At 51.5% G+C, this 16,848-nt stretch carries 7 protein-coding genes; 4 read left to right on the top strand and 3 right to left on the bottom strand.

Annotated features, from left to right (window positions below):
- Positions 1-39 precede the first annotated feature (39 nt).
- The 4 genes from ruvA (at position 40) to HPS57_RS10340 (ending at position 10,264) form a co-directional block, all read left to right on the top strand.
- The gene (gene ruvA / locus HPS57_RS10325; RefSeq protein WP_172182823.1) at positions 40-678 is read left to right on the top strand and encodes a Holliday junction branch migration protein RuvA; all 639 of its coding nucleotides are present in this window, start codon (positions 40-42) and stop codon (positions 676-678) included.
- Positions 679-755: 77 nt separating this feature from the next.
- Positions 756-8,327 carry a T9SS outer membrane translocon Sov/SprA gene (gene sov / locus HPS57_RS10330; RefSeq protein ID WP_501981540.1) on the top strand — a complete coding sequence of 2,524 codons (7,572 nt, stop codon included), beginning with the start codon at positions 756-758 and terminating at the stop codon, positions 8,325-8,327.
- Between the two features lie 159 nt (positions 8,328-8,486).
- Complete coding sequence (gene dacB, locus HPS57_RS10335) at positions 8,487-9,776, top strand: D-alanyl-D-alanine carboxypeptidase/D-alanyl-D-alanine endopeptidase (RefSeq protein ID WP_172182825.1); 1,290 nt, start codon at positions 8,487-8,489, stop codon at positions 9,774-9,776.
- Between the two features lie 146 nt (positions 9,777-9,922).
- Entirely contained in the window at positions 9,923-10,264 is a 342-nt protein-coding gene (locus HPS57_RS10340; protein WP_172182827.1) for a winged helix-turn-helix domain-containing protein, read from the top strand.
- Between the two features lie 424 nt (positions 10,265-10,688).
- On the opposite strand, the gene HPS57_RS10345 is transcribed toward HPS57_RS10340, so the two are convergent.
- Genes HPS57_RS10345 through HPS57_RS10355 form a run of 3 tightly spaced genes read right to left on the bottom strand, consistent with a single transcriptional unit; the run spans position 10,689 to position 16,746 of the window.
- Entirely contained in the window at positions 10,689-12,107 is a 1,419-nt protein-coding gene (locus HPS57_RS10345; protein WP_172182829.1) for a glycoside hydrolase family 88/105 protein, read from the bottom strand.
- Between the two features lie 32 nt (positions 12,108-12,139).
- Complete coding sequence (locus tag HPS57_RS10350; RefSeq protein WP_253946526.1) at positions 12,140-15,436, bottom strand: exo-rhamnogalacturonan lyase family protein; 3,297 nt, start codon at positions 15,434-15,436, stop codon at positions 12,140-12,142.
- 23 nt (positions 15,437-15,459) lie between these two features.
- Complete coding sequence (locus HPS57_RS10355; RefSeq protein ID WP_172182831.1) at positions 15,460-16,746, bottom strand: L-cysteine desulfidase family protein; 1,287 nt, start codon at positions 16,744-16,746, stop codon at positions 15,460-15,462.
- Between the last annotated feature and the right edge of the window lie 102 nt (positions 16,747-16,848).

The following is a 16,848-nucleotide window of genomic DNA, read 5'->3' on the forward strand; positions in this document are numbered from 1 at the left end:
TTATTTCTGTACACACGTAAATATTTATAAAAACGCATCATGATTGAATACATAAAAGGAGAACTCACCGAACTGACTCCCGCCATGGCTGTGATAGAAGCCGGAGGCGTGGGCTACGGACTGTGCATTACACTCAACACATACACATCGCTGCAGGGGACAAAGAACAAAGAAGACAACGTGACAAAGCTTTATGTCCATGAACAGCTCGTGACCGGAGGAAGGGACGATTCCTTCACTCTCTATGGCTTCTCGTCAAAGCAGGAAAGGGAACTCTACCGCCTGCTCATCACCGTCAACGGCGTGGGAGGAAACACTGCACGCATGATTCTCTCTGCCACAACACCGGCGGATTTGTGCAACACCATAGCAAGCGGTAACGAGAAAATGCTGAAGACAGTGAAAGGCATCGGACCAAAGGCAGCACAAAGGATAATCCTTGAACTCAGGGACAAGATTGTCTCACTCGGAATAACAGGCGAACTGCATGCCAGCGCAGGTACCGACGGTGCCGCGGAGACTGTCAATACCGACATCCGTGACGAGGCTGTTGCCGCACTATCTGCCCTCGGTTTCTCCCCTGCACCGTCGGCAAAGGCCGTCACGGCTATCCTCAAGGATGCTCCTGACACTCCTGTGCAGGATGTAATCAAAGCGGCACTGAAGATGATAAAGTAAGTGAGCGACATCACTTCCGAATTGACTGCATAAAGAACAACCTTGTAAGCTCACTTACATAAAAAAGCGATTCAGGCTTGAACAAACTGAGAAATATTGCCACATGGATTCTTGTCAGTGCATTTACTGTGCTGACAGGCTATGCCATGACCATGCCGCAGGCGGTAAGGCAACAGAAAAAAGATAACGCCAACAAAGAGAAAAAGGACTCGCTGACAACAAAGCTTGACGAGATTCTCGTTATCGACACCGAGGATATTCCGGACTCTTTGCTTAACCCGAGATGGAAAATCCAAAGGACAATTCCCGCAACATTTGAGGATCTTAAACAAGGTTCGGCAGACTTGAAGCGGCCGGAGAACCTCGAACAGAAAATAGAGTATAACGATTCCATCGACCGTTACATCATCGGCTACAAAATGGGCGGCACATATCTTGACGCCCCTATTATGCTTACTCTTGATGAATACCTGGACTATGTCGGAAAGAAACAGCGTGCACAGTACTATCGGAACAAGAACACTGAGACTTTCGAGAAGAAGGGCAAGGAGAAATTCGACTTCACTGACATGCACTTTGACCTCGGACCGGCGGAGAAAATCTTCGGCCCGGGAGGAGTAAGGGTCACCACAAAGGGAACAGCGGAACTCAGGTTCGGTGCGACAGTAAAGAAGATTGACAACCCTTCACTCCCTATCCGCAACCGCAAAACGACATCCATTGACTTCGACGAGAAGATAAATATCAACGTGACAGGTAAGGTTGGCGACAAGGTGAACATGGGACTCAGCTACAACACTGACGCTACTTTCAATTTCGACCAGCAGAACATCAAACTGAAATATGAGGGCAAAGAGGATGAGATTATCAAACTCGTGGAAGCGGGCAATGTATCCTTCCCGTCCAATTCCTCACTTGTGCAGGGCGCATCCTCGCTCTTCGGCATACGTACTGACATGCAGTTCGGCAAGCTGAAGCTGCAGACCGTACTGTCACAGAAGAAGTCCAACTCTTCAAGCGTAAACTCAAAGGGCGGCGTGCAGCTGACACCGTTTGAGATTGATGTGGCGAATTACGAGGAGAACCGCCACTTCTTCCTTTCCAATTTCTTCCGTGCGCAGTACGACAAAGGCATGGCGTCACTCCCGAACATTACCACCGGAGTGAAGATAAACCGTGTGGAGATTTGGGTGACAAACAAGTCCGGAGCAACATCCAACACCCGCAATGTCGTTGCACTGACAGACCTTGGCGAAGCGCAGAAGATAAGCAACAGCCTCTGGGGTGGCGACAAAGGCAGTGATGTGCCTTCAAGCAACTCCGCAAACTCTGAGTATGCCACCATGGTCAGCACGCTGCAGGCGGCACGTGACATAGACCTGACATCATCGACTCTCGACGGCTATAGTCTTGTCGGTGGCGCTGACTATGAGAAAATAGAGCGTGCACGACAGCTGTCATCATCAGAATACACCGTAAACCAATACCTCGGATATGTCTCTCTGAAAACTACCCTACAGACAGACCAGGTGCTTGCCGTGGCATACGAATACACTTACGGCGGACAGACATACCAGGTGGGTGAGTTTGCGGCAGACCAGCCGGACAATTCCAAGGCTCTTTTCGTCAAGTCTCTTAAGAATACGGCAAACAATCCGCAACAGGGCAACTGGCCGCTGATGATGAAGAACGTCTATTACCTTGCGTCAAGCGTGGAGAAAACAAAGTTCCGCCTTGATGTGAAGTTCCAGTCTGACTCGGCGGGTGTTTACCTCACCTACATTCCGGAGCAACAAGTGAAAGGCACGCCATTGGTGAAACTCCTCGGCGCTGACCGCCTTGACAATAACAACAAGGCACACTCCAACGGCTATTTCGACTTCGTTGAAGGCTACACCGTGAGCAACGGCCGTGTGTTCTTCCCTAAAGTAGAACCGTTCGGAAGCTATCTCCGTGAGACACTCAGGAACGCCGGTGTGCCGAACCCTGACAGATACGCTTACACAGAGCTTTACGACTCCACGAAAACCATAGCGAAGCAAATCGCAGAAAAAGACAAATTCATTCTTACCGGACAGTTCAAAGGCACATCATCCAACGTCATCTCACTCGGAGCATATAATGTTCCGCGTGGCTCTGTCATTGTCACAGCGGGCGGAGTGGTGCTCACCGAAGGCTCAGACTACTCTGTCGACTACGCTGCCGGTGAGGTGACAATCCTCAACCAGAGCATCATCGATGCCGGAACGAACATCAATGTCTCATTGGAAAGCGACACCGACTACGGCCAACAGAGGAAGACAATGGTCGGACTGAACTGGGAATACAACTTCTCCAAGGATTTCCAGATGTCGGGAACGTTCCAGCATCTCTCCGAGCAGGCACTGACAACAAAGGTGACCATGGGCTCTGAACCATTGAAGAACACCATCTGGGGCGTCAACCTGAATTGGAAGAAGGAGTCACAATGGCTGACAAACATCCTTGACAAACTGCCTTTCCTGCATCTCACAGCACCATCGTCCATACAAATCTCGGCAGAATTCGCACAACTCATTGCCGGAACTGCCAGCGGAACGCAGGACAACGCCTCCTATCTTGACGACTTTGAGAATGCCACGAACAAGATTGACGTGTCCACTCCGACATCATGGACACTGTCAAGTGTGCCGTCAATGTTCGAGGAACAGAAGGACAAGAGCACTCTGCGAAGCGGCTTCAACCGCTCACGCCTTGCATGGTACAACATCGACCCTCTGTTCACACGACAGGGCTCGTCACTCACACCGGGACACATCAAGGGCGACTTGGACCAGCTTTCCAACCATTATGTCCGTGAGGTGTATGTCAGCGAACTGTTCCCTAACCGCGACCAAAGCACATACAACGGCGCAACAAGCACCCTTTCAATACTCAACCTCGCATATTACCCTGACGAGCGTGGTCCGTACAACTTCACGACTGCCCTCAACGACAAGGGCAGACTGACCATGCCTAAGCGCAGTTGGGGCGGCATGATGAGGAAACTTGACACATCGGACTTCGAGACAGCCAACGTGGAGTATATCGAATTCTGGATGCTTGACCCGTTCATCACCTCGCCTAACGGTTACGCTGACACACAAGGAATGGGAGGAGACATGTATTTCAACCTCGGCGAAGTGAGCGAGGACATCCTCCGTGACGGCAAGAAATTCTATGAGAGCGGTATGCCTACCGACGGCTCACAGGCTTTCACAACCACACAATGGGGCAAGATTCCTACACAGGCTGCCGTGACTTACGCCTTCTCCACAGCTCCGGGAACACGCCATCTGCAGGATGTGGGCTATAACGGACTGACAGATGACGAGGAGCGTTCTTTCGACGGCTACCGCACATTCCTTGACTTTGTCAATACGACATACAGCGGAAACGACTCTGTCTACAACGCTATCATGAACGACCCGGCTGCCGACAACTACCAGTATTTCCGCAGCACAGAGTTTGACAACAGACAAACTCCTATCCTTGAACGCTACAAACGGATAAACAACCCACAGGGAAACTCTCCTGACTCTGACCAAAGGACAGAGGCTTACGACACATCCTACAAGACTACGCCTGATGTCGAGGACATAAACCAGGACTTCACACTTAACGAATACGAGAAATACTACCAGTACCACATCTCACTGCGCCCTGAAGACATGCAGGTGGGAAAGAACTTCATCGTCGACAAGCGTGTGGCCTTGCCGCCACTCAGGAACAGCGGTGACAGAACGGAACAGGTCACATGGTATCAGTTCCGCATTCCTCTGCGTGAATACGAGAGCAAAGTGGGCTCTATCTCTGACTTCACATCCATACGCTTCATGCGCATGTTCCTCACCAATTTCGAGAAACCTGTCATCGTGCGCCTCGGCACACTCGACCTTGTCCGTGGCGAATGGCGTATCTATGAGCAGAGCCTTGAGAGTTCCGCATCAACAGGTACACTCTCGGTAAGTGCTGTAAACATAGAGGAAAACAACGACAAGACTCCTGTCAACTACGTCCTGCCGCCGGGAATCTCCCGTGTGGTAGACCCTTCACAGCCACAGCTGACAGAGAACAACGAGCAGGCTCTTGCCATGACTCTCTCCAATTTGGCTCCGGGAGAGTCAAAATGTGTGTACAAAAACATGTCCCTTGACATGCGCTACTACAAGCATCTGCAGATGTTCAGCCACGCACACGCTTTCGAAGCTGACCCTACAGCATTGGAAAACAACCAGCTTGCTCTCTTCGTGCGTGTCGGTTCGGACTACAAATCCAACTTCTACGAATACGAGATTCCACTGAAACTCACACCTGAAGGAAAATATTCCTCTGAACAACGCCGTGCCGTATGGCCCGAAGAGAACATGCTCGACATCGACCTCACCGTCTTCACAAGCCTGAAAAAAGAGCGTAACAGAACAGGCAGCGCATACAACAAAGTCTTTACGGCTTACGACCCAAACAACCCGAAGAACAAAGTGTCTATCATGGGCAACCCTACTCTCGGCGAGGTGAAGACCATGATTATCGGTGTGCGTAACCTTTCTTCGACAACCAAGTCGGGAGAAGTGTGGGTGAACGAGCTGCGCCTCAAAGACACGGAGAACTCCGGAGGCTGGGCGGCACAGGGAAACATGAACCTGCAGCTGTCGGACCTCGGAACCGTCAATGTCAACGGCAAGCATACATCGGCAGGATTCGGCGGATTGGAGCAGGGCGTCACGCAGCGTTCCACTGACGATTTCACGACTTATTCCGTGACAGCAAACGTCGAACTCGGCAAGTTCTTCCCGGACAAGGCAAAAGTATCCGTGCCTGTCTACTACAGCATGACAAAGGAAAAGACTTCCCCGAAGTACAATCCTCTGGACACCGACATGGAACTCAAGGAGGCTCTTGACGCCGAACCTGACAAGCACCGCAGGGACTCCATTGAGAGCATTGCCGTATCTAAAATAACAAACACAAACTTCTCTGTCTCCAACGCTCGCGTAGGCATATCGACCAAAGGACATCCTATGCCTTACGACCCGGCAAACTTCTCATTCTCCTACAGCCACTCGCACACTCACAAGCAGGGCGAGACGACAATCTACGAGAACGAGGACAACTGGCGTGGCTCAATGAACTACTCATGGAGCCCTGTCTACAAGCCTATTGAGCCGTTCAAGAAGATAAAGTCAAAATCCAAATACTACGACATCCTGAAACGCTTCGGCCTGAACTGGCTGCCACAGTCTGTCGCTTTCAACACGGAAATGACACGTTCCTACTACGAACTGCAAGAGCGTGACATGGAGGCCATGGGCGACTCACAACTGCCACTGACCTTCAACTCGCAGTTCCTGTGGAACCGTGATTTCTCGCTGCGTTGGGACTTGACAAAGAACCTGCACTTCAATTTCCAGTCTGCCACACACGCTGAGATTGAAGAGCCGTACACTGCCGTAAACAAAGACCTCTATCCTGAACGCTATCAGGCATGGAAGGACTCTGTATGGACAAGCATAAGGCATTTCGGCACACCACTCGACTACAGCCAGAACGTCAGCGCGTCCTACCGACTGCCGCTGAACATGATTCCTGTCTTCGACTGGCTCACCGCCGACGGCAGCTATTCATCGACCTACAACTGGGTGCGAGGCACAGAACTTGAGGACGGCACATCGCTCGGAAACACCATAGCGATGAACCGTACATATTCCCTCAACGGCACTTTCGCCATGGAAAAACTGTACAACCATGTGCCCTTCCTGAAAAAAACAAACGAAAGATTCAAGCGTGCACCCAAGCGTGCTCCCGCAAAACCCGCAAAGGCAAAGCTCGCAAAAAGCAGGAACGACGGCAAAAGCTCCAAGGATGCCAAGAACGACCCTAAGACGCAACTGCCGAAAAACAAGAACTCCGTCGAGAAAGAACTTACTCTCTATCCTGACAGCCTCATAGAGTTCGCACACGGAAAGAACTCCAAGCGCCTCCTTGTCACCGCAAAGACAAAGGACGGAAAACTCGTGCCTGTCCGCTTCAAGAAGAAGGACAACAACAAGATTGCGGTCTCCCTGAAAGCCGACTCCGCCATGACAGTGAAGCTCACTGTGATGAAACTCCCTGACCTCGACTCCGAGAAATGGTACCGCACGGCACAGTCCGTGGCACGATTCCTCATGATGGTGCGCAACGTCAGCTTCACTTACCGCAACACTTACTCACTCTCCCTGCCGGGATTCATGAACTCTGTGGGCGACGCCTTCGGGCAAAAGAAATGCGACGGCTTGCTGTCGCCGGGACTTGACTTCGCCTTCGGACTTGTCGGCGACGGCTACATCGACCATGCAAAGGAGCGCGGATGGCTCATGACAAACGACTCCATAGCCACTCCTGCCGCAACAAACAATACTGAGGACATACAGTTCCGTGCCACTCTCGAACCGTTCCGCGAATTCAAGATTGACCTTAACGCAAGCCGCACGATGACACGGGCGAAGAGTGTGCAGTACATGTACCGGGGCAACCCTACCACACATTCCGGCACATTCACCATGACAACCCTTTCCCTCGGCTCGGCTCTCGAAGGCAGCGGAAGCCAAAGCAACGGTTTCCGCTCCAAGACTTTCGAGAAGTTCTGCAACTCTCTCGAAGGATTCCGCCAGCGTGTGGAAGCGCAGTACTCGGGCGCAAGGTATCCGGAGGGCACGGCTCTCGCCGGACAACCTTTCGATGCAGCGAAATACGGTGGCGTCAACCAATACAGTGCCGACGTGATGGTGCCGGCGTTCCTCAACGCTTACACCTCCATGGGTGGCAACGACCTGAGCCCGTTCCCGTCACTGGCGAAACTGCTGCCTAACTGGACACTGCGCTACAGCGGGCTTGGACAGCTCACATGGTTCCGCAACAAGTTCAAGAGCGTCAACATCAACCACGGCTACAAGAGCATCTACGCCGTAGGCTCTTACAGCAGCTTCTCCACATTCCAGGAGTTCATGAACGGACTGGGCTTCATCTCCGACGCAGCGACCTCCAACCCTATCCCTAACTCGATGTACAACATCTCACAGGTGAGCATCAACGAGGCGTTCTCCCCTCTCCTCGGCATCGACGTGACCCTGCACAACGGCATGACACTGAAGGGCGAATACCGTACCACACGTGTCATAAACCTCTCCATGACAAGTGTGCAAATCTCTGAGACAACGTCCAAGGACTGGGTGTTCGGCATGGGCTACAAGATTCAGGACTTCCGCCTCCTCGGCGGAACGAACCACCGCAAGGTCAAAGGCTCCGGCAAGAAAGGCTCCGGCAATGACGATGACAACAATAAAAACAAAAACAGCACGAAGAGGAACACACGACGCAACGGATTCAGCCACGACCTTAACCTGCGTCTCGACCTCAGTTTCAGGAAGCAGGCGGCCATCAACCGTGACATCGCCTCCATGGTCTCCACGGCGACAAGCGGCAACAACGCCTTCAAACTGTCGTTCTCTGCCGACTACGCCATGTCACGACTGATGACCATGAGCTTCTATTTCGACCGCCAGAGCAACACTCCGCTGCTGTCGAACAACTCCTACCCTACGACAACGCAGGACTTCGGACTGTCACTGAAATTCTCGCTGGCAAGATGATGCCTGCCACATGACTTTCCGAAAGGTAACACTTGACCAAACAAAAGGTAACACTTTGCATGGTGAAGTGTTACCTTTTACCACGCAAAGTGTTACCTTTCGTTTTAGTCACAATATTGAACATAAAAACTAACCATAAAGTATCGTAAACAAATACCTATGAGACGATTTTTCATTCTGATATTCCTCCTTTTCAAAGCAGCATTCCTCCTGCCCGTAACAGCACAAGAAATGACTGACTCCATACCGGAAGACACCATCTCACCCGACAGCATCTTGGCATTCTCGGACAGTATCGCACCAGACACCTTACAGTGCGACTCCGTCACACCAAAGACCATACAGCAACGCATCCATGAACTCCTCGACACGGAGTTCTTCCAAAAGACACAGGTCGGCATAATGGTCTACGACCTCACCGCCGACACCCTCGTCTTCGCCCACAACGAGCGGCAGCTTCTGCGACCTGCCTCAACGATGAAAGTCCTTACCGCCATCACCGCCCTGGACTACCTTGAAGGCTCCTACCGCTACTCCACCTCACTGAAATACAACGACGGCGACATCACCGTTGCCGGCGGAATGGACCCACGTTTCAACACTGACGACATGAACGCTTTCGTGGAAGCAATCGAGAAACTCAAGCTGGACACCATCTACGGCTCTCTGAAGGCGGACCGCTCCTTCAAGGACGACAAACTCCTTGGCGAAGGCTGGTGCTGGGATGACAAGAATCCGGTGCTCACTCCGCTGCCTTGGAGCCGCAAGGACAACTTCCTCGAGAAGTTCCGGCAACGCCTTGACGACGCCAACATCACCATCCTCCCCAAGGACTCCATACCCCTCGACTCCCTCGGCAACCGCATCGCCGTCGCATCATCAGCCGTCAAGCCCGCCACTCTCATCACACGCCACCACACCCTCGACCAGATTCTCGGCAGGATGATGAAAGAGTCCGACAACTTCTATGCCGAGACAATGCTCTACCAGATAGCACACCGCCACGGCGGACGCAAAGCCTCTGCAAAGCACGCCTTCACCGTGATGAAGCAACTGATAAGGAAACTCGGGCTCAACCCCTCCGACTACCGCCTTGCCGACGGCTCCGGACTCTCCCTCTACAACTACCAGACAGCGGAGCTCCAGACCCTCCTCCTGCGCTATGCTTACCACGACTCCAACATCTACAGCCACCTCCACTCCTCACTCCCCATCGCCGGAGTCGACGGCACACTCAAGGACCGCATGAAGCGCACAAAGGGCAGGAACAATGTCCGCGCCAAAACTGGCACACTCTCCGGCATCTCCTCCCTCGCCGGCTACCTCACCACCGACAGCGGCTCCACACTCTGCTTCTCCATCATCAACCAAGGCATCCGACGCGCCGCACCCGCAAAAGCATTCCAGGACAAAGTCTGCATACTACTCTGCGAGTACGGAGCGGAATAACCAACAATATCACCGCAAAGAGTCGCATTGTTAAAAAAATAAGAACATTTGCAGATGTCGAATATTTCAACTAAATTTGCAAAGAAGTAACATCTAATGTACAACATTGCATCTAAATATATTAATCATCCAAACTTACAATAACAATGATACCTAATGTCAAAGATTGCCAAGAACCTTTACTACATTTCTTAAGTGACGGTAAAACACACTCGTGGCAGGAGTGTAGCGATGCTATTGCCAACCACTTTCATCTAACACAAGAAGAACGCAATACTCTTCAGCCTAATGGAAAAGATACAAAAATCCACTTCAATGTTGGATGGGCAAAACACCATTTGAGAATGGCAGGAATGGTTGAAACCGTAAAACGTGGTCATTACAGAATTACAGATAAAGGAATGATGCATATATCTAAACAATACAAATCAAATGAATCAAGAATAACCAGATTCGTTAATAAAATCAAGCAATACAATCTCCCCTAATTCTGTTTCTTGATTATTTTTGTTGACGAACTCATATACATTCAGTGCAGGCATTTCTGATGAAATGTCTGCACTGAATTATTTATTATTAATGTTTTTAGAGACTTTCCAAAAGTCATCTACCTGCATTATTGCCAAAAATATCTACACTGAGAGTCATGAATTCTACATATTTAATCACGAAACCCGTTGGTATAATTAATTTTGCGCAATCTACTGACATAATAAAGACAGCAATAACATCTTTTGGAGGATTTCTTTCAAAAAATATTCAACCAGAACTCCCACACAATTATAAAGTTATAAGCTATGAGATATATCTATTTCATCGCTCATTTCCAATTCGTCCATTAAAACGGACGAATTGGAAATGGGAAGCTCCAAACCTCATAAAAAGTTTATTTTTTCAAGCACCACCGTTTTTTCACCTTGACGCTTCGGGGCTGTCGGCATGGAAGATAGGCTGTGTGGTCTTCTGCTCTGTCTGATAGAACTGTATGGCGCTGTCGTTCATCTTCGGGTGCTGGTGCTTCATCAGGTTAATCATCTCGGCGCCTGCCCAGATTACAGGGCCATAGCCGTGGGCGGCGTAGACGTTCACGGGGCGGTAGCAGTAGAATGCGGGGTCAAAGGCCATGCCTGTGCCGACGCAAGTGTTCTCGACCTGTCCTTCGGCATTGATTTGTGTGGTTATGGCGTTCCATCCGAGCTGCACGACAGGGCCGTAGGCCATGGCGTCTATCCATCCTTTGTTGATGGCGTGGGCCATGCAGTAGACGTAGATGGCGGTGGCGGAGGTTTCAAGATAGGAGTCGTTGCGGTCAAGCAGCTGGTGCCACAGTCCTTCAGCGCTTTGGAGTGCTGCCAGTCCGCGGATATGGGATCGGAGGAGGCTCATGATCTTGTCACGCTGCGGATAGTCCTCGGGCAGCACATCGAGGACTTCGCACATGGTCAGCAATGCCCAACCGTTGGCGCGCCCCCAATGGAAGGCAGGGTGCTCGCTCATGCCCTCCACCCATCCGTGGCGGAAGAGATTCTTCTCGGGCACCCACATGCGCTCGGCAAACTGCAGGACTTGGCGGACGGCTTCGGCCTGATACTTCTGCGCATCCTTGCCGGCAATCGTTGAGTAGAAGGCCACCGGAGGTATTCCCATGAACATATCGTCCAGCCAAAGTGTGTTCCAGTGCGGACGGGTGCGGGCGAAAGTACCGTCGGCAAGGCGATATTCCTTGTTGAGGATAAAGTCCATGTAATTCTCAATCAGGTCATTCAGTTTCAGGCTCTTGTCCTTCTGCGAAGCCTTGATCATGGCTGCGCATACTGCGCCTGCATCGTCCAATGCCGCCGGCCGGAGTATCTGGCGCATCTGCGGATCAACTTTCCCTTCCTTCATCAGTTCCCGGAAGTAAGGGGCTACTTCGGAAAGGAACTTGAAGCGGTCGGTGACATAGTCCATGTAGGCTGCATCGCCGGTGGCGTCGGCTGCGGCAAGCATGGCGGAATAGGTCACGCCCCATTCATAGCTTGCCAGTCGGAAAGCGCCACGCTCCAATTGGGAGTTTTTGTCTATAAAGCTGTAGTCGGTTATGGTCTTTCCGGTTTTCTCATTGATGACACGAGTTGGAGTGTTGGCTTCCAGATAGTGCAGCACTCTGTCCATGTCTTTCTTGATGCCTTCGATGGTCAGAGCCCCATAAGGCACTTTGTACGCAGGCTGCAAGAGATGCAGAGGAGTGTTGGAGTCGTTCATCACTTCCTTTTTCTTCTTCTGGGCTTGCATCCCAGTTGAAGCAAGCAGCGCCAATGCGCCAATCAGGATAATTCTTTTCTGTTTCATTATGTTTAGTTTTCAATTAATCAGTTTAATTATTAATCATTCACAGGTGCCACTTCCTGCAGATAGATGGCATCAAGACTCCATGTCGCCACTCCGTTGGTGGTGACGCCGACAGCTTCATCTGCGGGGGCTGGGACATGAGGAGGCAGAATTGCCTTTATATCAAGAGGCTGCGGTATGCCGCCCTCTTTGCTTTTCAGCAAGGCTTTCCATGCCTCCTCCGCCAAGGCTCTGTCCATTGTCCGGTAAGCGGCATAGCCTGTGAGGCGTGAGTTCCTGAACTTTGTCCGCTTGCGGTAGTTCAAGGCGTATTCCAGCCAAGCATCTTCCCATTCGGGCAGGTCAACCATGGTTATCATTTCGTTCATAACCTCAAAGCCTCCCATAATGGTGACAAGGTGGTTAGTGTTAAGCAAAGTCGGGTCGCACTCGGTAGTGATGATGCCAGTAGCAGGGTCGAATCCCAATGCGGCAGGGCCTGTGGAAATGCGGTTAGGGAGCTTGCAGATGCTCTTCATGCCTGCAAGAATCTTGTCACGGTAGAGGGTGTCCTGCGTGCGTTCCCATTCGGTCATCCAATTGCATGCATAAGAAATCCAGTCAGGGCCGATGCGCAAGCGTGCGGGAGCTGTGCATGGATAGAGTTCACGAGGCTGCGCCAGGCGCATAGGGTCTAATGTGTAGAGCTTTTGCTCGGCGTCTTTCACCTCCGCCATCAGGTCGCCGCAGCGCTCGTCGGTGGTCAGATAGTAGTAATAGCGGTTCCAAGCCGCCTGGCTTATACGGGCTTCCTTGGCTCCGCATCCCCAATGGCTGACATTGTGGCGGCTGCCCAATCCCGCATTAGGGCCTATGTGGTAGACATCCACCTCACAGGTGTGGCGTGTGATGGCTTCCGCCATCCGCCAGATGTCGGCGCGTCCGGTGCGCAGGAAATTGTACCAAATCCACATGTTGGACGCCAATTCGGTGTTGTCCCACGCATATCCTCCGATGTCGTAACGCCAACAGTGGCGCACAGGGTCGTAGTCGTGCATGACATCGCCGTAGTTCCAGAAGCCATACCATTTATGCTGCTCTATGGCTTTCCGGTAATAGTCGATGTATGCATCAAGTCTGTCCTCCACGGCTGTGCGGAAAGGTGTCGTGCGGTCGGGCAGACTCCACACTCCGAACGCACGTTGGGCATGGAGATATTCGGGTGTTGCCATAAGCATTCCCGGCTTGCACAGCTCTTCCGCTTGTCGGGCGAACGCTTCTTTCCCATGATAGCCTTCTTCGGCGATGAGCGTAAAGGTAGAGGTGCGGGCAATGCCGTAAGGAGTGCTCATGCCCTCTTGCACATCCTCATAGCTGGCATTCAGGTCGTGAGCCACATTGTCGTAGTGGCGCAAGTCCATCGGTTCGGCGTCAGGACTCCAAATCCATGCTGTGAGTTCTGCCATCTTGCTTTTTGTCCCGTTGACCTCCAACGCTGACGGGTGGGACTGCCAGAAGTCGTGCATCCGGAGTCCGAGTCCTCCGCTGATGTCGCCCACAAAGGCATAGCCGTCGCTGCGTGTGCCGGAGAAAGTCCCAATCCAAGGATTGTCGGCATTGGCACGCTTGCGTATGGTGAATGCGTCAGCATTGGACTGCGAAAGGCGGTAGCCGTCCCATGAAGCCCAGTTGTCTATCAGGTTTTGGTTTGTTTTGTCAAATGCCTCATACTCTGGAATGCGCTTTCCCTCCATCTGCTGTTGCTGAAGCAATCCATGGGTAATGTTCTTCGGCTTTTCGTCCGACTTATTCAAGGTCAGCACACGCCTGCCTATCAACGGCTGCACAGGCTCGCTCCACACACCTCCGTCGGCGCATGAGAAAGCGACATGGCGGTTGTAGAGAGCTTCACGCATAGGCACCTCAAAGCGTATGCCCAATGCTCGGATGAAGTCCTTGTCCTGATCGCCGTCATAGACGAAGCTGTGCACCATTTTGACTTGTTCGCTTCCGGCATAGAAATAGAGGCGCACGACAAAAGGAAGCCACTCACGTCCGTCCTTGCCGTGGTGCACACCTTCCAGTTTGACGGTGGCGCGTACTTTTCCGTTTTGCTCTATGCTTGCTTTCTGAAGGTGTCCGGTATAGTCTTGGAAGGTCAGTTGCTGAGTGCTTTCCGATAGCGGTTCGCTCTGTGTGCGGCACACCAGACGGGCATTGCCGCCCACTTTTATTTCTCCTTTCAGAAGACTGTCAATCAGGTTTTCTCCTGACTTTGGGATGTATGCCGTCAGTTTTCCGGTATTTATGACAAGGCGATTGGACTCTTCGCTCACCTTGATGCAGGAAGCCACTTCCGTTTTTCTCTTTTTGCCGTCAACTTTCTGCAGCATAATGTTCTTTGCTCCGGCAGGAATAACGCCTGCCACCCCACTCCATTTTACAGAGCCGTCAGGCCAATAAGCCAACGGCCAAGTGTCTATGGCAATGGCATCTCCATTGGCATCTTTCAGTACAAAAGGGTCATTGGCACGCAGATAGCCTTTGGAGAAAGGCACGCCGAAGCTGACAGGCTTTGCGGATTCCGGTGCCTCACCTATCCATTGCAATGGAACTTGCGAGGCTTGCAGAGGTTCACAGTGGTAGCGGAAATTGGTGATGCGTGTACGTGACAAGGTGGTGCGGAATCCGAACCATCCCTCTGTCAATGGGTTTGGATCACGGAAGTCCACCAGGCGTTTTCCGTCAATGTAGTAGCATACACGGTTGTTCTCATTGGTAATCTTGATGTGATACCAATGGTTTGGTTTCAGCAGGTTCTCCTTGTCGGTATATTCCGTAAGGATGGCTGGGCGTTTGTCCTTATTGGTCACTCCGGCCTCATCACCGTCATATCGGCGGAATCGTGTCGTGGAGTTATGGTTTCCGCCATAGCCAAGATAGTAGAGCTGCAGTGTGTAGCAATTCAGGAATATGCCGCTGCGCCAATCAGCCCGTTTCCACAGATTGTCAGGCGATTGCGGATCGGATGCCATCCAGAAGCAGTTCAAGTCGCTCAGGCGGTCGCCTTCTTTCTCTACCACCACGCAGGCATCGTACTCTATGGTCACTTTGCCACTCATCTTCTCTTTACGCCAGAGTGTCAAACCTTTAGGGGACAAAATTTCTGCTGTATCCCCCCTGAATGTCACCCGATAGTCGGGCGACTCAGACTCAACTCTCCAATACTTGTTGAATTGTTTGGCATTCAACCCTGACAAGGGCTGCTTCTGCTGTGCGCAAACCTCTTGGCAGACGAAGAGGGCGGCAACCAAAAGGCTGATGTAGGATGCAAATGTTTTGTTTTTCATAATTTAGACAAGAAATATTGTTTTTATCCTTTGTGCGTCATGATGTCAAGCACATAGCGGTCAGTGATGTCCATGCCACGGCTGCCGATAGCCGTGAGGTTGCGGATGCTGTGGTCGACATCGTCATCGATGATTCCCTCTGCGGAAGTGACATGCTTGTTCTGTATGGCAAGCATCGCACTCATCACAGCAGTGCTCACGCCGGTCGTCAGTTTCAGCGCACAACTTGGCTTCGCTCCGTCGCATATCATTCCCGTAAGGTTGGCAATCATGTTCTTCACAGAGAAGGAAATTTGCTCGTATGTTCCACCCATAAGGTATGTCATGCCGCAACTACTGCCGGTGCTTGCCACCACGCATCCGCAGAGTGCTGACAATGAGCCAAGGTGCTGCTTAATGTAAATCGCCGTAAGGTTGCTGATGATGAGCGCCCTTATCAGTTCTTCCTCCGTATTGTGGTTTTCTTCGGCAAACACCACAACCGGCAAAGTGGTGCAGATGCCCTGATTGCCACTGCCACTGTTGCTCATCACAGGCACCATAGCTCCCGCCATACGTGCATCGCAGGCGCAGCTGGTGACGGAGAGAATCTTTGAGAAAATGCTGTTGCCCATGATGCCCTGCCCCAACGGACTGCACATTGTCTTGCCAAGCTGATGCCCATAGTTCTCACGCAAACCGCTTGCTGCCGCCTCCTCATTCAGCCGCTTCGCCTCAAGGATGAAACGCAAGTCCTCCACATCGGTCTCCGTGGCAAAATCATAAACCTTTCTCAATGTGAGGTCGACCTCACACTCCCCTTCATGATGAACAGCAGCACCGTCCTGCTGTAGCAGCACCTCAGAGTCTTTGCGCAGGAAGACAAACTCAGTATGGTGAGTCTTTATCCTTGCCTCCGCCTCGTGGCCATCAGCCTGACAAATGACATTGATAAAGAGCTTGTCCCGGTCTTCCTCCTCTAACTTTATCTCTATGCGGTTTTCAGCAATATACTGTTTGCCTTCCTCCACAACCTGCTTGTTGCTGTCACGCAACACTTCCAGCCCAAGCTCCGGTTTTCCGACAAGCGCACCGAGTGCCACCGCTATCGGCAGCCCAATCATCCCCGTACCGGGAATACCTACGCCCATGGCGTTCTTTATCATGTTCGCACTCAGTCTCAGTGCAATACGCTCCGGTCTTGCGCCAAGAATCTCCGTTGCGCGAGCCACACACAGCGCAACAGCCATCGGTTCCGTGCAGCCAATTGCCGGCACCACCTGCTGCTTGATAAGTTCTATTATCGCTTCCTTTTCGTTTTGAGTAATCATAGTAGTTGGTTTTTATTTACTATATGTCAGCAAAATTACAAATAAAAAATGAGAAACCACACGCTTTTGGTGGAATTTATTAAATAAAATAAAAATATTCGT

This window comes from Palleniella intestinalis, assembly GCF_013166595.1.
Classification (GTDB): Bacteria; Bacteroidota; Bacteroidia; order Bacteroidales; family Bacteroidaceae; genus Prevotella; species Prevotella intestinalis.